Origin of the sequence: Klebsiella sp. CN_Kp104, from assembly GCF_040064515.1 — a bacterium.
GTDB lineage: Bacteria > Pseudomonadota > Gammaproteobacteria > Enterobacterales > Enterobacteriaceae > Klebsiella > Klebsiella aerogenes.
This window is the reverse complement of sequence record NZ_JBEAII010000002.1, coordinates 788,824-807,622: the sequence shown is the minus strand read 5'-3', so window position 1 is coordinate 807,622 and position 18,799 is coordinate 788,824. Positions and strand designations below refer to the sequence as shown.

Genomic DNA, 18,799 nt, shown 5'->3' with positions numbered 1-18,799 from the left:
GCAGCAGAAAACCGAATACAACGAGCGCGGCCGCCTGCCGGCGAGCAGAACGCAGACCGAAGGCAACTACGCCAGGCAGTACCTGGAGGGATATGTCGGGGAGTCCGATCATCCCTCGGACAAAAAAACGGAGCCGGGCTGTCCCGCCAGCCTGCATACACAATTCGCTGCTGACTAATATTGCCCGGCTCTGGTCTATGAGAAACCGGTATTGATATTTGTAGCGGCCCATTTTATTTGACCGCTACAAATATCATCATCAGTTATATATGAAGGTTCATCTATTAGCATAAATACAAGCATTTAATTACGCCATTTATTAATAAGTCATCACTTTGTATTTGTAAGGACACATCAATGATAAAGCATATCCGTATTTTGCCCGGCGGGCTGGCGGTGCTGGCCGCCGTTTTTCTCTGCCTGCTGACGGCCTGTCGTGACCACAGTCGCGACGGCATGAGCGGCGCTGACATCACCCTTTTAAACCATGGTCCGGACGCCATCGTTTCGGTGCAGGTGAACGGCTACGGGGGACCAAGGGCCAATTCCTACGGCGGCGGCGGCGGCTTCTGCTGTGTGATGGTGCCAGATGTCTGGCGCCCGGGGCTGACGGCAAAAATTACCTGGACTTCCGACCCTAACTCCTGGATGAAAATAAGCGATATGCCTGACAACTATTCGCAATACTATCAGCGCCATGGCCCGATCACCGTGCCCATTGAACGCTGGGAAGAGGATCAGGCTTGCGGCTTTCATGTGCATATTTTCCCCTGCGATAAAGTGCGGATAGTGCGTTCCTGCATCCCGCCTGGGCAGCCGGGCTACCCGGTACCCCAGTCTCCTCCTGACTGGGAGCAACGAGCGGATAAGATCATTTTCAAACATATTAAGGAGGAAGTTGTATGTCCGACACCGCAGACTCCACGCTGAATGCCCTGAAGGCGCTTATTGCCGCCTTTCAGACCGGTGCCACCCCGGTCACGGTTAAAACCTCCACCGCGGAAGCGGCCAGTTTACCGCCGAAGTTTCCCGGGCCGGATGACAAAAAGGGGAAAACGTCAGCGGATAACTCCACGCAGCAGAAAACCGAATACAACGAGCGCGGCCGCCTGCCGGCGAGCAGAACGCAGACCGAAGGAAACTACGCCAGGCAGTACCTGGAGGGGTATGTCGGGGAGTCCGATCATCAATTGGATAAAAAAACGGAACCGGGCTGCCCGGCCAGCCTGCATATCAGCCTGTTCTTTGACGGTACCTGCTGTAATGAAGAAGATGGTGATGAAGTGTATGGCTCGCGAAACCCGCCGTTGACCAATATCGGCCGGCTTTATCATGCGGCCAGTTGGGTTGATCAAAAGAATACTGCAGAAAACGATGGCTATTTTAGTTACTATTTTCCCGGCTGTGGGGCGCGCTTTCCGCAGATTGGCGAAGAGCACTACTCGCTGGACGGCGAGCTGTTTGCCAACGGCGGTGAGGACCGTATCAATCAGGCGCTGCTTAAAACATACAGCAGCATCTGCTATGCGGTGAACAAAACCGCGATCAAAGACAGCGAACTGACCAGATACCGGAACAGTATGGCCACCGTCTGGCCCTTCTCGCGGCTGACCCAGAAGTTCAACCGTAAAAGCGCACTTGACAAATTCTGCGACGACCATCTGGGTGCCGTGGTCAACCAGTGGCCGCGGCAGCCGACACGATTGTATATCCAGCGCTCGCAGCGGCGCATCGCCAAAATCAAGCTCTTTGTCTACGGCTACTGCCGGGGGGCCGCCACCGCCCGCGCCTTCGCCCGCGGGCTGGCGTCGCTGCTCGATGACGCTAAAATGCCGCTCGATGCGACAAATATGCTGCCGGCGGGAACGGTGGTGCCAGGCGGCCCGACCCTGCTGGGCATCCCCATCAGTATCGAGTTTATGGGGCTGCTGGATACGGTATCCGCGGTTGGCGTGCCGCATATCCTGCCGTCGGCCACCGGGCATCTGGGCTGGGCGGCCAACAGCCTGCGGCTACCGACCACCAAAGGTTTCTTAAAAAGCTGCTACCACTTTGTCGCCGGCCACGAGCAGCATGGCGACCTGCCGCTGGATTCCATTCGCGGTCCGGACGGTAAATACCCGGCCGGGGCGGTGGAGGTGGTCTACCCCGGGATGCATGCCGATGTCGGCGGCGACTGTAAGCCCACCGAACTCGGTAAGGTGCAGACCGACGCCCGCAGTCTGCTGTCAAAGATTGTGCTGCATGATATGTATGCCGCCGCTTTTGATGCCGGGGCGCCGCTGAGCGTACCTGAGGAGGTATTGCCCGGCGGCGCCAAAGGTAAAAAATATCGGGTAATGCAAGGGGATGTCGCAGATCAATTCAAAATCTCCGCCCAGGCCATCGCCCTGTTTAACGCCTGGCAGCAGGCCGGGGCGAAGAGCGAAACGCCGGCCGTCAACGAGGCGGAGGTGGTGGCCATCGCCGTGGCCCAGGGGCGGGATCCGGTCGCCGCGCTGAAGGCGGCTCACGACAAGGCGGATGGCGATAAGGCGAAAGCCGCGGCCACCGCCGCGAAGTCGCCGGAGAACGGCCCGCTGGGCAAGCTGCCGGATCCGGTGTATGTGCCGCTGAAGGCCAAAGCGCTGGAGGTGATGCTGGCGGACCAGCTGAGCTGGATCACCGCCTGGCGCACCGAGCGCTTTGCCAGCCCGCAATACGCCGATAAGTATTATCAGCGTAAGCCTTTTTATCAGCAGGCGCTGAATGAATCGTCCGGCGCGCTGCCGTCGGCGACAGCGCCCGTGGAAAGTGAAGGGCCGCGTGAAGTGCCGTTTATCGATAAGGATCGTCTGGATCGCTCGGCGTGGGGTTATGACTTTGCCCATACCGGTATCGTGGCGCTGCTGGGCCAGGTGCTGCTGGATGTGATCCCCACCACGCAAACCGACCAGCTTGGCGGTCCGCTGGTGGCGGCGCAGGAGTCGGAATATATCCAGATCAAGAAAAGCGGCGATGCCCGGCGGGCGGCGCTGATGGGCTCGCCGACGATGCTGGATTTTTACGATAACTACGTGCATGACACGCTGGCCAAATATAATCATGATCCGCTGCATTCCTCGTTTTCCCACGGTTATTTTGCGTCGCGGACGATTTACGATAACGATGACGATACGTGGGATTCGGTGAAACAATTTGGCCAGCGGGTAAAAGCGATTATTGATATTAATGTTGGCGATATATTAGTGCAGGCGCGAACGGATATGAAAGATCTGAATACGGTATCGGGCGTGCTGGGGAAAATATATCGGGATATAAAAAGCGAGGCTTTTAAAATACTGCTTCCCTGACACTTTAATTACCATATTACTATGGACGGCGTCGTAAAAATAAAAATCTGTAATTACGTCATCTCTTAATAATTCATTACTTTATTTTATTTTTGTAAGGATACATCAATGATAAAGCATACCCGTATTTTGCCCACAGGGCTGGCGGTACTGGTCGCCGTTTTTCTCTGTCTATTGACGGCCTGCCGCGATCACAGTCATGACGGCATGAGCGCCGCCGATATAACAGTTTTAAACCACGGTCCGGACGCTATTGTTTCGATGCAGGTGAATGGTTACGGCGGGCCAAGAGCTAATCCCTACGGCGGCGGCGGCGGCTTCTGCTGCGTGATGGTGCCAGATGTCTGGCGCCCGGGCCTGACGGCAAAAATCACCTGGACTTCCGACCCTAACTCCTGGATGAAGTCCAGTGAGATGCCCGATGATTATGAAACTCACTATCAGAAACATGGGCCGATTACTGTCCCTATCGAACGTTGGGATAAAGAACAAGGATGCGGCTTTGATGTGCATATTTTCCCCTGTGATAAGGTGCGGATAGTGCGTTCCTGCTATGGTCGAGCGGCCCCTGAATATCCGATACAGCCTGAGACTGACGGACTAAAAAAAGCGCAAAACGTGCTTATAAATCATATCAAGGAGGAGATCGTATGTCCGACACCGCAGACTCCACGCTGAATGCCCTGGCTGGGCGCCCATTTGGATGTACGGCTACAGCTGTATGTGGCCCGCCATTTATTACCGGCTGCGCAACGCTCTTGCCAACCCAAAAACGCGGCGCGGTTAGGGCGGACCGCGGTACTGCGCCCGCTTAACGCGCAATACCCTGCTACTGACATTATCACCATTCATCTGGGGCGTTATCAGCGCATCCGAAAAATATTCACCGAAGGGAGAACGATGAAGATGGCAACTATCGCTGGTAAAAATTGCGCCACATTGCTGCCCATCACTCTCACTGCAGCCTTAACCGGCTGCGGCCTGACGCAGAGCGTAAAAGATGGAGCCGTCTCAGTGACCTACGCTATTTTTTATAAACAGATCAAAACGCTGCATTTGGATATTCGGGCCCGGGAAGGGATGAACCACAATGCGCAAGGGGCGTCATTGGCAACCGTAGTGCGAATTTACCAACTCAAAGAGCGCAAAGCGTTTGACGCCAGCGATTATCCCTCGCTATTTGCTGACGATAGCCGGGCAATACCAAGCGATTGGCTGGCCCAAAAAGATATCCGTCTACGCCCGGGGGAATCCGTGGCGCTGGATATGCCGCTGGAGACGGCGGCGCAATACGTCGCGGTGGCGGGGATGTTTATCGCGCCGGATCGGGTCAAGGACAGCTGGCGGTTAGTGTTGACCCGCGACGACCTCGACCCCGACAAGCCGCGTATTATCGAAGCCGGTCACAACCGGCTGACGCTGCAACCGTTAAAAGGTAACTAAAATGCCGCGCCCCTCACTTTACGACACCCTGTTTGGTAATTTCTCCGGCGGTCTCGAGCTGCATCAGATCGGTGAAGAAAATCAGGTCATTTTATCGGTGCTTGATAATATGCAGCGTATCCTCAACTGCCGGGCGGGCACGCTGGCGCATCTTCCGGATTACGGTCTGCCGGATATGACAAAAATTCTCCAGGGGATGCCGGGTAGCGCACATCAGTTAATGACCACGCTGTCCGCGGTACTGCTCAAATACGAACCGCGGCTGAACAGCCTCCGTGTGGAGATGCTCGAACAGACACAGCCGGGCGAACTACGTTATGCCATCGACGCGGAACTGAAGGAAATTGGTCTGGTACGCTATGGCACGGAATTTATGCCTGAAGGCAGGGTTCTCCTTCGCCATCTGAAACAGCAACAGTATCTGAATGCTCGCACCGCTATTTAGCCCTCACTCTGGTTACTCCTATGACAACTTATCCTAAGCGTCACCTGACTACCGGCGGCGACCCGCGCACGCTGGCAGACTACGCAAAGCTGCGTGAAGAAATGCATAAACTCAGCCACCCGGCGCGCCCCGACGTTGACTGGCTATACGCAGAACGGCTTTGCCTGTCATTATTTGACCGTAACGGCGTAGAGCTGCAGACCGCGGCCTGGTATACGCTTGCCCGTACGCAGTTAACCGGGTTATCCGGCCTGAATGAAGGCCTTGCTATTCTGGAAACGCTAATTACTCGTCAGTGGGGGAGCCTTTGGCCACAGCCGGTACACGCGCGGATGGAAATCCTCATCGGTTTGGGTAAACGGCTACAGCAAGCGCTGCGTACTCTGACGCTGACCTATGCCGATCTTAGTTTGATTTATGAGGCGGAAGCGCATCTGAAAGCGCTGGATGCTGCGCTACAGCGTCTGGAATTAAAGCATGCCAGTCAGTTTGATGCGTTGCTCAATTTGATGCATAACGCGGCAGTATGGCTGGAGAATAGCGATGGTGTTACTAGCGTTGATACCCTACCGCGCGTAGTCGCGATGGAGAATGCTTCCACCCATTTGGATGAGCGGGTTGAGCGAACGAAGTGGGTTTATATTGCGCCGCCGGAAACGCTGCCAAACGTGCAAGTTGGCAATGAGCGTCAGAACTCTGAAAAACGATGGCGACCTTTCATGGCCGGTATGCTGACGATGCTGGCGCTGGCCGCAGCGGCGGGGTGGGGGTGGCAGGCGATGAATGAACCAGACCCGGAACAGCGGCAATTCGCTCTCAGTCTGGCGCCATTGCCGACGGTTCTTTCGCCAGAGCAGTTACGCTCCTTTTCTCTGCACGCACCGTCAGCAGACAGTGGGATCAAGCAGACCCGGCAGCAGCTGTCAGATCTGGCCCAACTCAAGCCGAATTGGGCCATCGACTATAGCGAGCAACTGGTACAACAGGCACAAGTGCTATGGCCGGAGCAGGCGAAAGCATTGTCCTCGCAGTGGCAGCAGCAGATCATAGCCGCCGCGCTGCCGGCGGAAAACCTCACCGGGTGGTATCAGGGAATGCAGCAACTGCAGCAATTGACTCAGCGTCTGGATGCCCTTGATGAACAGAAGGGAAAATACATGACGGTTAGTGAACTCAAATCCGCGGTGTTCGCCATTACTCAGTCTTTTAATCGAACCGTCCCGGCTGAAGAACAGTTACGTCAACTATCAGCGATGACAGAAGGACAAATCAGCCGCGCTGCGCAGCAGCAACAGGCGGAACAACACCTGCAGCAGCTGATAGTCTCTTATGCGCTACTGAAAAGTAAAATGGCGGAATAGCTTCGCGCAAGGCGTAAGGGCTGGGGCATATCGTAGCGTAGCGACGCCAGCCCTGGCAACGGTGCTTACCGCTGCAACACCTCGGCAAATTTAGCAAGCCACTGCGGGTGGGCAGGCCAGGCGGGTGCGGTGACCAGATTGCCGTCAACATGCGCCTGGTCGATGCCAATATCCGCATAATGCCCGCCGCTGAGTCGCACTTCGGGAGCGCAAGCCGGGTAAGCGCTACAGGTACGGCCTTTAAGAATACCCGCGGCGGCAAGAAGCTGCGGGCCATGGCAAACGGCGGCAATCGGTTTATGCGCGGCGTCGAAAGCCTGGACCAGTTTAATCACCTGCTCATTCAGGCGCAGATATTCTGGCGCGCGGCCGCCGGGGATCAGCAGGGCGTCGTAGTCCTGTTCTCTGGCGCTGGCAAAATCGGCGTTCAGTACGAAGCGGTGACCGGGTTTTTCGCTGTAGGTCTGAGCGCCGTCAAAATCATGAATCGCCGTAATAATATAGTCGCCTTTGCTCTTATCCGGACAGACAGCATCAACCTGATGGCCGATCATCTGTAATGCCTGAAACGGTACCATGGTCTCGTAATCTTCAGCGTAATCACCCACCAGCATTAAAATTTTCTTGCCCATATTCTTGTTCCTCCCACGATAAAGATGAATAAGATATAGACTGCCACAAGAGAGAAAGCGAACCGTGAGGGCGCTCAAAAATGGTTATTGATGACATTTGGCTGACGGGATTTAACCCGAGGGGAATGCGTTGCCGCAGCTAACGGCCACGGCAACAAAAAGCGGTCAGAGTTAATCCACGTTAGTGAAGTAGTCGCGGGCAACCGCTTCTACACGCTTCGCTTCCAGGCCGGTCTTTTCGCTGATCCCGGCGATAAACGGCTTGAACTGCTCGTTCATCACGTGGCCGCCGTCCCAGTGGGCGACGTAGTAACGGCACTGATAGCGATAAAAGTGGAGGGTCTTTTCTCCTAACGTGTAATACATGACATTCTCCTGTCCAGTGTGTCGGGCTGCGTCCGCAGAAGCTAAGGGCGTACCACAATAATCAGGTATTTGATTATATCCTGCTCCCAAATGTGGCAAATTTCCAGCAGCCAATTGGCGATCGAGAGAGATTTTCCTTGGGAGGTTTTTCAGCAGAAGAGAATATGTAGCGGCTGAAGAGTACGACAGCCGCCAGGGAGAGCTTACTGAAGCCCGGCCAGTTCGTTGGTGGTTAACGCCAGCTTCTGCACGCTGCCGCTTTCTGACGAGGCAACGGCAGCTTCCAGCACCGCCATCACTGCCAGCGCCTGTAGCGGAGGCACCGGGTTGGCGATTTTGCCCAGCAGGGCATCACGAACCTGAATATAGTACTGGCGCTGATCGCCTTTCGGCGTGGCGAGCGTGTGCGCCTGCAGGCTGGCGTCGAACAACGTCATGCTGTCGTCATCCTGGCCCCAGCTTTCACTCCCTGGGATGACGCCTGCCAGCAGCTGGCTCTCCTGCTGGTCTGCTTTCAGTTTCACGACGCTGCCGCTATCTCCGTGGACCGTGAAACGCGAGACGCCGCCGGCCACCAGCATGCTACAGTGCAAAATCACTTTGTGCTGTGGATAGTTCAGTACCACATGTGCCCAGTCGTTAATCTCCGCGCCCTGGCGCAGGGTGGCAATATTGCCCTGTACAGTTTGCGGCAGGCCGAAAAGTTGCAGCGTCTGGTCGATCAGGTGCGGGCCAATATCAAACCACAGGCCACTACCCGGTACGTTCTGCTCGCGCCAGCGGACGCGAACCTGCGGGCGGAAGCGGTCGATATGCGACTCGAAATGCTTAACCTCGCCGATCAGCCCCTGCTCGATGGCCTGCTTAATGCCGAGATAATCGCTATCCCAACGGCGGTTATGGAAGACAGAAAGCAACCGTTGCTTTTCTTCCGCCAGCGCGATCAGCTCGCGCGCTTCCTGCATATCGAGAGTAAAAGGTTTATCTACCACTACGTGCTTACCGGCATTGAGCGCCAGGCGAGCCAGCGGGGCGTGGGTGGCGTTTGGCGAAGCGAGTACCACCAGATCGACGTCCGGATGCTGAATGGCCTCTTCCGGCGAAGCGATTACCGCGACATCCGGCAGATCCTGTTTCACTTTAGCTTCGTCGCGGGAGGCGACGACGGCAAGCTTTAACCCTTCGACCGAATTAATGAGCGGCGCGTGAAACGTTTTGCCGACAAATCCGTAGCCGATCAGCGCAATATTAATGTGCTTACCTGCGCCGTTGATAACTTTATGCATGACTTTCTCCACGTTATTCAGCGTCAGCAATGCTGACCTGCATTGAATTGTCTTCGCCAAGCGCGTGCCACGGCTTGTCGAGGAATAGACGATCGATGTGTTTCAGTTCGGCGACCAGGTAAGGCTCGCAGCGATTAAGTTTCAGATGATCAGCCACCAGCCAGTGCTCGACGCTGGCTGCCAGCATGGCGCGTTTCACTTCAGCATCCGCTTCCTGGCTGGCGCTAAGCCCTTGCCGCGCATGGATCGCGCAGGCACCGAGAATGACGATATCCGCGCGGTAACGAGAAAGCAGCGCCAGCGTGGCGCTACCGGCAAACAGCCGCTGCCGCATATCCCATTTCCCGCCAAGTAAAACCAACTCGATATCGGGCCGCTCGCTAAATAGTTGGGCAATATCCAGAGAAGGGGTGATGACCGTCAGCGGTCCTTTTAGATGCGCGGCGACGGCGAGTACCGTGCTGCCGGCGTCTAAAAATAGCGTTGCACCCGGAGGAACCTCACGGGCGACCAGCGCGCCAAGGCGTTGCTTAGTCTCGGGCAGCAGCGCATTGCGCCCCTGGCGATTCATGGCCGGAAGATCGAGGGCGATAGCGCCGCCATGGTTTTTCTGCACCAGTCCACGTTTTTCCAGGTCACTTAGATCGCGGCGAACGGTATCGGGCGAGACCTGCAATCGTTCAACCAGTTCGCTGATGCTAATTTGACCGTTTTCGCTCAGTAGTTCGAGCAAAAACTGTTGTCGGGCGGTTTTATGCATAATTGCTGTTCCTGCAAAATACTGCAACAACCTGCATAATACAGCATGATGTGAGAATGTGAATCGCAAAAAACAGCAAAAAATGCGTTACCAGTTAAAAGAGGAGATGGAGCATCGCTTTTGGGAAGGGGACCGGCTCAGCGCAGCCTATAGAGCGTTAAACCGGTCTATTTAAAGGTAATCCGCTTAGCGCATTACCCAGTGCTGGTTACCGACTTGTTCGTAGCGACGGGTCGGCGGCTGCCAGTCTTTATCGCGAAACGGCGACGGCAGTTCATCGTTATTGGCTTCACGCAACAGATGGCGACGAGACGGATCGGTCTTTGGGATCGCCGCAATCAGCTTTTGCGTATACGGGTGCTGCGGATTGGCGAAAATGGCCTGCCGCGGGCCAATTTCGACAATTTCACCGAGATACATCACCGCCACCCGGTGGCTGATGCGTTCAATCACCGCCATATCATGCGAGATGAACAGAAAGGCGATTTTCATCGTTCGTTGCAGTTCGATAATCAGGTTGACCACCTGCGCCTTGACCGAGACATCCAGCGCCGACACCGACTCGTCGGCGATAATCACCTTGGGATTCATCGCCAGCGCGCGGGCAATGCAGATGCGCTGGCGCTGACCACCGGAAAATTCATGCGGATAGCGGTTAAGTACCGCGACGTTGAGCCCCACTTTTTCAATTAATTCATGGGCGCGCGCCAGCGCCTGCTGGCGGGTGGCAAGGCCATTTTCCAGCAGCGGTTCAATCAGCGTTTCCTGGATTTTCAGCCGCGGATTCAGACTGGCGAACGGATCCTGAAATATCATCTGGATATCCTGACGCATCCGCTTTTGCTGCTGGCGCCCGGCTTGCAGGACGTCATAGCCATTAAGGCGAACATGGCCGGATTGCGCCTGGACCAGGCGAATGAGACTGCGACCGGTGGTCGATTTACCGCAGCCTGATTCGCCCACCAGCGATAGCGTTTCGCCGGGCCATAAATCAAAGCTGACGTTTTCTACGGCGTGGATATGCCCGGCTAACTGATTAAAAAAGCCTTTTTTGACGGGAAAACGGGTGACCAGGTTTTTGACCGACAGCACAGGTTCGTTGCTGGTCAGACTGAGATCCGCTTCTGGCGGATAACGATGAATTTCTCCGGTTTGCAGGTTCACCGATGGAAATTTACAGGGGGTCGAGCTTACATCCATTTCACCTGCCGCAGGTACCGAGGCCAGCAGCGCGCGGGTATAGGGCTGTTGAGGTGCGGCGAATAGCTTCGGCGTGCGCTCGCATTCGATGGCGTCGCCGCGGAACATCACCAACGTATCGTCGGCGGTTTCCGCGACCACGCCCATATCATGAGTAATAAACAGCACCGCGGTATTGTTTTCTGCCTGCAGAGTTTTAATCAGATCGAGGATTTGCCCCTGGATAGTGACGTCCAGCGCGGTAGTGGGCTCATCGGCGATCAGCAGTTTTGGCTTCAGGGCCAGCGCCATCGCGATCATCGCGCGCTGGCGCATACCGCCGGAAAACTGATGCGGATATTCATCGAAACGCTGTGCGGGATGCGGAATGCGGACTTTTTCCAGCAGGGCGATGGCTTCCTGCTTCGCCTGGCGCGCCGATAAACTCTGATGGCGGATAAAAACTTCCGCTATCTGATTGCCGATGGTAAAGGCCGGATTAAGACTGGTCATCGGCTCCTGAAAAATCATCGCTACCTCGGCGCCGCGTACACGACGCATCTCCTCTTCAGGAATCTCGAGCAGGGATTTGCCGCCGAGCAACACCTGTCCCTCGGTACGGCTATGGCGGGCAGAAAGCAGGCGCATGATGGCCATCGCCGTCACGCTTTTGCCTGAGCCCGATTCGCCGACAATCGCCAGCGTCTTACCTGGATAAAGGCTAAAACTGATATTACGCACCACTTTCTGCCAGCTATCGCCGTGGCGGAATGAGAGGCTCAGATTGTTGACGGCCAGCACTGGCGCAGGCGTTTCCCGGTTCATGACTCAGGACTCCCTGGCAAAGGGCGCGCGGGCGGAAACCCGCACCTGTGGGGTGAATTCGAGGTCACGCGTAAACGGCCAGGTCGGAGTCAGCATTCGCCGGCGGGCCACCCGTTCAATATCCTGATCGACGACCCCTTCCGAGAGCGCCATCAGGTTCGGATTGGCCAGCGGCGCCAGTTCCGGCGATAAATAGCCGGATTTGACCACCAGAATTTTCACCTGCCGCGGGTCTAACCCCAGCGCGCTAAAGTCAGCAATGTCGTGATACGGACGACGACGGTCAGCCACCACCACGGTAATACCGCCGGTCTGCAAAATCGCCTGATTGGCCGGGCGCTGCGGGCCTGCCGCCAGCAAACCTGTCACGGTAAAACGCGCGCTCGCGCTGACGCCAGCCGGATCGAGGTTAGCGCCGAGTGTTAGCTGTAGTTCAGCGCCAATACCGGCTTCAAAGGCCGCACGCGTCGCTGGCGCGTCGGTAATGCCGGCAACCAGAGTATTTTGCGCCTGCTGGCGCAGCAGTTCGGCGAGCACATCGCCGCGATCGCCGACGCCGCCGCCGGTTGGATTATCGCCAGAATCCGCCAGGATCACCGGGCCCGTAGCGCTGGCGATAGCCTGAGCGACGCATTCGGCGACGCTGCCCGTCCGGCAGCCGAAAACAAAATCTTCCCGCGCGTCCCAATAGGCCTGTGCCAGTTTCGCGGCCTGTTGCTCCAGTACCGCGCGATCGGTGCCGGTAAAAATGGCCGCGGCGGTGGCGCGCGGTTCATCGGCCCAGACGTAGCCGACCATTAATGAGCTATCGAGTACGCCGTCTATCTGGTCGCTGTGCGGCAGCATGGCGTAGAGGCTTTTCGCCGGTTCATCTTCTGTACTGGTTCGCTCGCCAGGGAGTAATACCGGGATGGGGGCCCACACTATGCCCGGGCGCACGCCGCTTTGCAGACTATTCACCAGCATACTGACCGAACGGCGCATGGTCTCTTCGATATCGATATGCGGCGCGGTGCGATAGGTTGAGAACATGTCGATGGCGTCGATAATGCGCTGGGTCACGTTACCGTGTAGATCGTAGCTGACGGCAATCGGGCAGTCATCCCCGACGCAGGCGCGGGCAGCAGCGATCCAGTCGCCTTCAGCGTCTTCCATACCTTCAACGTACATTGCGCCGTGCATCGCCAGGTACAGGCCGTCGATCGGCAGTTGCGCCTGTAGACGGCTTAAGAATTCGGCTTTGAACTGTTCATAGGTCTCTCGCGCCACCGGGCCGCCGGGAATCGCTCTGGTGTGCAGCGTCGGCAGAAACGTCGCCGGATAATCACGTAAAAACTGAAAGTGGGGCGCCTGCAGCAGGGCATCGCCTCTGACGGTGCGAAACTCTGCTTCATGAGTCAGTACCGGGTTAAACGTGCTGCATTCAATATGTATTCCACCAACGGCAATGCGCATAGGGACCTCGAAATTATCCTGGAAAGAGAACGTGAGTCAGAGCGACGCTCGCCGCGGCGAGCGCCCAGCTATCTGGAACCAGCGGGCGATAGATAAGCGGCGTTTTCCCCGCCATCCCCGGCAGCAGGTTGGTTTCAATGGCTTGTTGCATCACGGTATTCAGTAAACCGTTAAAGCTTTCCGGCTGATGGGCAAGCATGATCGCCGCCGGATCGTGGGTCTGGATCTGATGTGAAATAGCCAACCCTAAGGCGTCACCGGCCCGATGCAAGATCTGGATGGCGGCAGTGTGGCCCTTGCGCGCCATGGCCTCCAGTTCATCCAGTTGGTCGGTGTTGATACCGGCCATGCGCGCCTGTTCAAAGATAGCGGTGAGAGACGCAATGGTGTCGAGACAGCCGCGCTTCCCGCAGCGACAAGGCGTGCCTGCAGGCATAATGGTGCAATGGGCTATTTCGCCTGCGCCGCCGTGGGCGCCGCGCCAGATTCGGTCATAGATGACCGCCGCGCTGCCGATGCCGCTGCCGTGGGAAATCACCACTGCGCTCTCCAGCTTGCGCAGATGGCCAAACGTTTTCTCCCAGTTCGCCAGTGCCCGGGTGTCGTTTTCAATAAATACCGGGATCCCGCCGGTCGCGCGGCTTAACAATTCAGCTAGCGGCACCTGATGCCAGCCCAGCAGCGCCGACTGTACGCAGACCGCTTGCGCGGCGTCGACAAAGGCAGACAGGGCAAAACCGATGCCGACCAGCCGTTGGCGCTCGATGAGCGTATCGTTTAATAAACTGCGGATTTCACCTGCCAGTTGCTGAATTACGTCGGGGATTTCAAGCTGTGGCGTGAGCAGACGCTCGGCGATTTTCTCGCCGCAGGCATTCATCAGCACCAACACAAGCTGATTATCAATCAGCGAGATGCCGATGGCGTAAGCAGCGTCCGGCGCCAGTGACAGGGTGACGGAGGGGCGTCCCTGACCTCCGGAAGCGGCCATATCGCTCTCCTGTAGCAGACCATCAGCCAGCATCTCTTTTACCAGCGCACCAATGGCCGCTTTACTCATACCCGTCAGGCGGGCGAGGTCAGCGCGGCTGGCGCCTTCCTCGCTACAGACCAAATGAATCAATTGTTGGTGGAGTTTGTTCAGCATAGTTACTCAGCCATAACGCTTTTTTCTGAACATAATCGCGGGCTGGCGCTTTAGCAACCACTTTATTTTCAAAAATAACTAAAGCATCACATATAAGTTAAATTTATTACCTAATTAAGCGTTATTCATGGCTAATATCACATTTATGGGACACTGTTTTAGGTAAAAAGAAAACCTAATCGCAACATAACAGCCACAACTGGCGACATAACAGACAGGTAGGGGTTAACGGATGAAGGCAATTATGAATAAATATCGACTTGCCATTCTGGCAGGCTTACTGGCGGCTGGCGGGGCGACGGCGCTGCAGGCGGCAACGCTGAACGTGATGCAAAACGAACCTCCGCGGAGCATGGATCCGGGTGATCAAACCGCGACCTTTACCGATACCGTATTAAAACCAATGTATGAAGGCCTGGTAGATTTATCGCCGGATTTCAAGATAGCGCCCGCGCTGGCCACCGCCTGGAAGGTGAGCGATGACGGTAAAGTCTGGACGTTTACCCTGCGTAAGAACGTCACTTTTCATGATGGTTCGCCGTTTAATGCCGATGCGGTGGTCGCCAATATCGAACGACATATCGACCCAAAAGGCGGCCTGGCAGCCAGTTCGCGGATGCGCAACGTTATCGCCTCAGTGAAGAAGATCGATGATAACAACGTCGAGATTACGCTGAAAAAGGTCTATCCCTCTTTCCTCAATCTGTTGACCGGCGGCTCGGCGAAGATGGTGAGCCCGGCGGCGGCGAAAGCCGGCACCATTGGCCGTAAAGCGGACGGTACCGGCCCGTACATGCTGCAGGAGTATAAAACCGGTGAATATGTGCTGGAGAAGAAAAACCCGAAATACTGGGGCGAGAATCACGGCCCGGATGAGATTAAGTGGACCTGGAGCGCGGAGCCGTCGGTGATGAACATGGCGCTGCTTTCCGGCCAGGTCGATGTGATTAACCCGGTACCGCCGCAGTTTGGTCGGCAGTTGAAAAGCAACCCGCAGGTGAAACTGGAGCAGGGGCAGGGGGCGTCGGTATTCTGGGTGGCGCTCAACGTTGAGCAAAAACCGCTGAACGATGTCCGCGTGCGTCAGGCCCTGAACCTGGCGACCGACAAAGAAGCGCTGCTGAAGGCGGTGATGTTTGGCTTTGCTTCTGCCGCCAACTCGCCGCTGGCGCCGGTGAACGAAGGATATGATAAAACCCTCAACGACTATCCGTGGGATCTCGATAAAGCGAAAGCGCTATTAAAAGAGGCCGGTTACCCGCAGGGCTTTGAGATGAACATCGCCGTGCAGGGACCGGATGCGCGTACCGCGCAAATCCTGCAGGCGATGTGGGGCAAAGTTGGCGTGAAGCTCAATATCCAGCAGATGGAGAGCGGCGTCTGGAGCAAAGCGGCGTTTGCGCCGGCGGCGGAAAAGTTGGCCAACCGTACCGATGCGGTGCTGGCCTCCTGGTCCTCCGGCCTTAATGGGTCTGATTTGCAGCTGCGCCCGCTGTACTACTCACAGAGCGCCGCGCCGGCCGGGGCTAACCTTGGCTTCTACCGCAACCCGCAGGTGGATGAGCTGTTAGACAAAGCGGCGACCACCATGGATGACAACGCGCGTATCGCTGAATATGTGGCGGCGCAAAAGGCCATTATGCACGACGCACCGCATGTGATGCTCTACTTCCAGGACGATCTGTACGCCACCCGCGCCACCATTAAAGGCGTGCGGATGGAGCCGGGTGGCGAAATTATCGTTACCGAAGCGCAAAAGCCTTAACGTCGAGGTCAGGGTGGAGTTGTTATGAAAGCTTATGTGATTAAAAAACTGCTTTCTTTGCCGCTGATCCTACTGGGGGCATCGCTGATTGTCTTTCTGGCGATCAGGATGCTCCCCGGTGACCCGGCCCGCCTGATGGCCGGGCCGCAGGCCACCCAGGATGATGTCAGTCGTATGCATACGCGCCTCGGTCTGGACGATCCGCTGGCGGTGCAGTATGGCCATTTCGTTAGCGGAATGCTGAAGGGGGATTTTGGCACTTCGCTGAAGTCCGGTCAGCCGGTCTCCGCCGAAATGAGCGAACGGGTTCCTTATACTTTAGGCCTGGCGCTGCTGGCGTGGATGATGGCGGTGATCCTCGGTATTCCCATGGGGATGTGTGCGGCGATTTACCGCAATCATGTTGCCGACCATGTGCTGATGCTGGTGGCGATTGCCGGCGCGTCGATAGCCAATTTCTGGCTGGCGCTGATCGCCATGGATACCTTTTCGGTGAAGCTGGGCTGGCTACCGCTACTGGGCGCCGAAGGCTGGAAAAGCTATATCCTGCCGTCGGTTTGCCTGGGGATTTTCCCGATGGCGGTGATGTCGCGGATGACCCGCTCCAGTATGGTTGATGTGTTAGGCGAGGATTACATCCGCACCGCGCGGGCCAAAGGACTGGCACCGTTTCAGGTCTATTTCAAGCATGCGCTGCGCAATGCGCTGATCCCCATCGTGACGATTATCGCACTGAACTTCGGCAGCCTGATCGGCGGCGCGGTGGTGACCGAGTCGGTGTTTAACTGGCCTGGGATAGGCCGCTATCTGGTGGATTCGGTACGCTATCGCGATTATCCCGTCATTCAGGGAGTGACGATGATTACGGTGGCAAGCGTGGTGGTGATGAACCTGGTTGGCGAGATGATTATCGCCAGAATCAACCCGAAAATAAGGTTTGACTGATATGTCGGAAATTTCACTCGCCAAATCGCGCAGCGGTGTGCTCAGCGGCCTGCGCTGGGGGATGGAGCATCCCTCGCTGACCCTCGGCGGCTTCATCGTCGCCTTAATCATGGTATGTGCCCTCTTCGCGCCGTGGTTAAGCCACTACGATCCCTATGCGCAGGACCTGCTGAATATTCTCTCCGCGCCGTCGGCAGACCACTGGCTGGGCACCGATGACTATGGCCGCGATATCTTTTCCCGCACCATTTACGGCGCCAGGATCTCGCTGATTGAAGTGGTGGTCAGCGTGGCGCTGTCGCTACTGATGGGGCTGCCTCTGGGCATTATCGCCGCCCTGTGCGGTAAAAGTGTCGACCACCTGATTATGTGGGTGATGGATGTCATTTTCGCTTTTCCCGGCATCGTGCTGGCGATCCTGCTGGTCAGCGTCCTCGGCGCAGGGTTGATGAATATGCTGTTGGCGATCGCTATCTTCTCGGTGCCGGTTTACGCGCGCCTCAGCCGTAACCTTACTTTGGGCATCAAGAATATGGAGTACATGGAAGCGGCACGGGCGCTGGGAATTGGCTATCGCCGACAGATAATCCACTACATCCTGCGAAATACCCTGGGGCCGATTACCGTGCAGGCGACATTGACCGGCGGCTCGGTGATCCTGGCCGCGGCTTCGCTCTCCTTCCTCGGCATGGGCGTGCAACCGCCGATGCCGGAGTGGGGGACAATGATGAGCGACGGGCGTAACTTCCTGGGTATCAGCCTGGGGATTTCGCTATGGCCGGGGCTGGCTATTGTCTTTTCGGTATTAGGCTTCAACCTGCTGGGCGATGGCCTGCGTGATTTAATGGATTCGCGCCTATGAGTAACAGCGTGCTGTGTCTGGATATTGGCGGCTCCTTTATTAAAAGCGCGGTTTCTCCGGCGCTGGGGCAACTTGTTATGCCGCGCCAGCGGGCGATGCCGCTAAGCTCCTGGCCCGACTTCGTCTGCGCCGTGCAGGAGATTATCGCGCAATATGGCGATGCGATTAGCGAACAGAGTCCACTGGCGCTCTCCTGCGCCGGCGTGGTGGATGTCGCCAACGACCGTATTCTGTCGAGCAACATTCCGCCGTTCGCCGGTATCGATATAACCCGTTCGCTGCAGGTTGAGCTCGGGCGCCCGGTGGCGATGGCTAACGATGCTGACTGTTTTACCTTAGCCGAGGCGCGTTTCGGCGCGGCAAAAGATCTGCCGGTGGTGTTGGGGGTGATACTCGGCAGCGGGATCGGCGGGGGGGTTGCCATCAACGGTAACATCCTCTACGGCAATCAGGGGATCGGCGCCGAGTGGGGGCACGGACCCATTACGCGCACTCAACTGCGGGGAATTGAGTTGCCGCGGCTGGCCTGCGGCTGCGGACAGCAGGGCTGCCTCGATACGCTCGGCGGTGCAAAAGGGATGCAGCGGCTGCATCAACTGCTCAGCGGTCAGGCGTTAAGCAGTGTCGAGATCGTGAAGCAGGGTATGGCCGGAGAAGAGACAGCGGCGTTGACCCTTGAAGTATGGCTTGAACTGGTGAGCGAACCGTTGGCTCATGCGGTAAATATCCTCGGGCCGCATAAAATCGTCGCAGGCGGCGGGCTGGCGAGCGAAACGACGCTGCTGGCGCGCCTTGATACAGCATTGCGGGCAAAGATTCTGCTGAAGAGCGCTGAGCCACTACTGGTCGCCGGGCAATTTAGTCGCGAAGGGGGATTATTGGGAGCATCGGTGCTGGGCTGGGAAAAATTTTAGCCAGAAATGTGGCGAATTTGACGGAAGCTTCTAGGATTAGAGCCTATCCCAGTAGGCGTAATTGGCACAGCCAGTTTGAACA

The 18,799-nt window shown here is 56.7% G+C and carries 17 protein-coding genes; 10 read left to right on the top strand and 7 right to left on the bottom strand.

Going from position 1 to position 18,799, the window contains the following annotated elements; genetic code table 11:
• Positions 1–357: 357 nt before the first annotated feature.
• From ABLU80_RS05840 to ABLU80_RS05815, 6 genes are all read left to right on the top strand, one after another.
• Positions 358–930: a DUF3304 domain-containing protein gene (locus ABLU80_RS05840; protein WP_047047413.1), complete on the top strand. Its 573-nt coding sequence runs from the start codon at positions 358–360 to the stop codon at positions 928–930.
• Positions 903–3,332, top strand: coding sequence for a DUF2235 domain-containing protein (locus tag ABLU80_RS05835; RefSeq protein ID WP_348849815.1), 2,430 nt, complete (start codon positions 903–905; stop codon positions 3,330–3,332). The genes ABLU80_RS05840 and ABLU80_RS05835 overlap by 28 nt, the downstream gene beginning before the upstream one ends.
• A gap of 108 nt (positions 3,333–3,440) precedes the next feature.
• Positions 3,441–4,010, top strand: coding sequence for a DUF3304 domain-containing protein (locus tag ABLU80_RS05830; RefSeq protein WP_348849814.1), 570 nt, complete (start codon positions 3,441–3,443; stop codon positions 4,008–4,010).
• Between the two features lie 228 nt (positions 4,011–4,238).
• Complete coding sequence (tssJ, locus tag ABLU80_RS05825) at positions 4,239–4,775, top strand: type VI secretion system lipoprotein TssJ (RefSeq protein WP_348849813.1); 537 nt, start codon at positions 4,239–4,241, stop codon at positions 4,773–4,775.
• A gap of 1 nt (position 4,776) precedes the next feature.
• Positions 4,777–5,220 (top strand): type VI secretion system baseplate subunit TssE, encoded by a 444-nt coding sequence (gene tssE / locus ABLU80_RS05820; RefSeq protein WP_032708247.1) that lies wholly within the window; start codon positions 4,777–4,779, stop codon positions 5,218–5,220.
• Between the two features lie 20 nt (positions 5,221–5,240).
• A complete protein-coding gene (locus ABLU80_RS05815; RefSeq protein WP_348849812.1) occupies positions 5,241–6,581 on the top strand; it encodes a VasL domain-containing protein in 1,341 nt (446 codons plus the stop codon).
• Positions 6,582–6,646: 65 nt separating this feature from the next.
• Here the strand turns inward: ABLU80_RS05815 and ABLU80_RS05810 are convergent, their stop codons facing one another.
• From ABLU80_RS05810 to ABLU80_RS05780, 7 genes are all read right to left on the bottom strand, one after another.
• A complete protein-coding gene (locus tag ABLU80_RS05810; RefSeq protein WP_348849811.1) occupies positions 6,647–7,213 on the bottom strand; it encodes a DJ-1/PfpI family protein in 567 nt (188 codons plus the stop codon).
• A 171-nt stretch (positions 7,214–7,384) separates the two neighbouring features.
• On the bottom strand, positions 7,385–7,579 hold the full coding sequence (locus tag ABLU80_RS05805; RefSeq protein ID WP_047058661.1) for a hypothetical protein: 195 nt from the start codon (positions 7,577–7,579) through the stop codon (positions 7,385–7,387).
• A gap of 203 nt (positions 7,580–7,782) precedes the next feature.
• Positions 7,783–8,865 (bottom strand): oxidoreductase, encoded by a 1,083-nt coding sequence (locus tag ABLU80_RS05800; RefSeq protein ID WP_072382935.1) that lies wholly within the window; start codon positions 8,863–8,865, stop codon positions 7,783–7,785.
• Between the two features lie 13 nt (positions 8,866–8,878).
• On the bottom strand, positions 8,879–9,625 hold the full coding sequence (locus tag ABLU80_RS05795) for a DeoR/GlpR family DNA-binding transcription regulator (RefSeq protein WP_047076377.1): 747 nt from the start codon (positions 9,623–9,625) through the stop codon (positions 8,879–8,881).
• Between the two features lie 186 nt (positions 9,626–9,811).
• Positions 9,812–11,629, bottom strand: coding sequence for an ABC transporter ATP-binding protein (locus ABLU80_RS05790; protein WP_213795969.1), 1,818 nt, complete (start codon positions 11,627–11,629; stop codon positions 9,812–9,814).
• 3 nt (positions 11,630–11,632) lie between these two features.
• Complete coding sequence (locus ABLU80_RS05785; RefSeq protein ID WP_086631127.1) at positions 11,633–13,084, bottom strand: M81 family metallopeptidase; 1,452 nt, start codon at positions 13,082–13,084, stop codon at positions 11,633–11,635.
• Positions 13,085–13,097: 13 nt separating this feature from the next.
• Entirely contained in the window at positions 13,098–14,231 is a 1,134-nt protein-coding gene (locus tag ABLU80_RS05780) for an ROK family transcriptional regulator (RefSeq protein WP_047080932.1), read from the bottom strand.
• A 232-nt stretch (positions 14,232–14,463) separates the two neighbouring features.
• Between ABLU80_RS05780 and ABLU80_RS05775 the strand changes: the two genes are divergently transcribed.
• From ABLU80_RS05775 to ABLU80_RS05760, 4 genes are read left to right on the top strand one after another with little or no spacing between them, the layout of a single operon-like run.
• Positions 14,464–15,996, top strand: a complete 1,533-nt coding sequence (locus ABLU80_RS05775; RefSeq protein ID WP_020078627.1) for an ABC transporter substrate-binding protein — start codon at positions 14,464–14,466, stop codon at positions 15,994–15,996.
• Between the two features lie 24 nt (positions 15,997–16,020).
• Positions 16,021–16,941: an ABC transporter permease gene (locus ABLU80_RS05770; protein ID WP_015366310.1), complete on the top strand. Its 921-nt coding sequence runs from the start codon at positions 16,021–16,023 to the stop codon at positions 16,939–16,941.
• 1 nt (position 16,942) lies between these two features.
• Positions 16,943–17,803 (top strand): ABC transporter permease, encoded by an 861-nt coding sequence (locus ABLU80_RS05765; RefSeq protein ID WP_101704734.1) that lies wholly within the window; start codon positions 16,943–16,945, stop codon positions 17,801–17,803.
• Positions 17,800–18,717 (top strand): ROK family protein, encoded by a 918-nt coding sequence (locus tag ABLU80_RS05760; protein WP_348849810.1) that lies wholly within the window; start codon positions 17,800–17,802, stop codon positions 18,715–18,717. The genes ABLU80_RS05765 and ABLU80_RS05760 overlap by 4 nt, the downstream gene beginning before the upstream one ends.
• Positions 18,718–18,799 lie beyond the last annotated feature (82 nt).

Excerpts from the sequence above, each read along its gene's own strand:
- ABLU80_RS05840 (WP_047047413.1), top strand. The coding sequence starts at position 358 with ATGATAAAGCATATCCGTATTTTGCCCGGCGGGCTGGCGGTGCTGGCC.
- ABLU80_RS05835 (WP_348849815.1), top strand. The coding sequence starts at position 903 with ATGTCCGACACCGCAGACTCCACGCTGAATGCCCTGAAGGCGCTTATT.
- ABLU80_RS05830 (WP_348849814.1), top strand. The coding sequence starts at position 3,441 with ATGATAAAGCATACCCGTATTTTGCCCACAGGGCTGGCGGTACTGGTC.
- tssJ (WP_348849813.1), top strand. The coding sequence starts at position 4,239 with ATGGCAACTATCGCTGGTAAAAATTGCGCCACATTGCTGCCCATCACT.
- tssE (WP_032708247.1), top strand. The coding sequence starts at position 4,777 with ATGCCGCGCCCCTCACTTTACGACACCCTGTTTGGTAATTTCTCCGGC.
- ABLU80_RS05815 (WP_348849812.1), top strand. The coding sequence starts at position 5,241 with ATGACAACTTATCCTAAGCGTCACCTGACTACCGGCGGCGACCCGCGC.
- ABLU80_RS05810 (WP_348849811.1), bottom strand. The coding sequence starts at position 7,213 with ATGGGCAAGAAAATTTTAATGCTGGTGGGTGATTACGCTGAAGATTAC.
- ABLU80_RS05805 (WP_047058661.1), bottom strand. The coding sequence starts at position 7,579 with ATGTATTACACGTTAGGAGAAAAGACCCTCCACTTTTATCGCTATCAG.
- ABLU80_RS05800 (WP_072382935.1), bottom strand. The coding sequence starts at position 8,865 with ATGCATAAAGTTATCAACGGCGCAGGTAAGCACATTAATATTGCGCTG.
- ABLU80_RS05795 (WP_047076377.1), bottom strand. The coding sequence starts at position 9,625 with ATGCATAAAACCGCCCGACAACAGTTTTTGCTCGAACTACTGAGCGAA.
- ABLU80_RS05790 (WP_213795969.1), bottom strand. The coding sequence starts at position 11,629 with ATGAACCGGGAAACGCCTGCGCCAGTGCTGGCCGTCAACAATCTGAGC.
- ABLU80_RS05785 (WP_086631127.1), bottom strand. The coding sequence starts at position 13,084 with ATGCGCATTGCCGTTGGTGGAATACATATTGAATGCAGCACGTTTAAC.
- ABLU80_RS05780 (WP_047080932.1), bottom strand. The coding sequence starts at position 14,231 with ATGCTGAACAAACTCCACCAACAATTGATTCATTTGGTCTGTAGCGAG.
- ABLU80_RS05775 (WP_020078627.1), top strand. The coding sequence starts at position 14,464 with ATGAAGGCAATTATGAATAAATATCGACTTGCCATTCTGGCAGGCTTA.
- ABLU80_RS05770 (WP_015366310.1), top strand. The coding sequence starts at position 16,021 with ATGAAAGCTTATGTGATTAAAAAACTGCTTTCTTTGCCGCTGATCCTA.
- ABLU80_RS05765 (WP_101704734.1), top strand. The coding sequence starts at position 16,943 with ATGTCGGAAATTTCACTCGCCAAATCGCGCAGCGGTGTGCTCAGCGGC.
- ABLU80_RS05760 (WP_348849810.1), top strand. The coding sequence starts at position 17,800 with ATGAGTAACAGCGTGCTGTGTCTGGATATTGGCGGCTCCTTTATTAAA.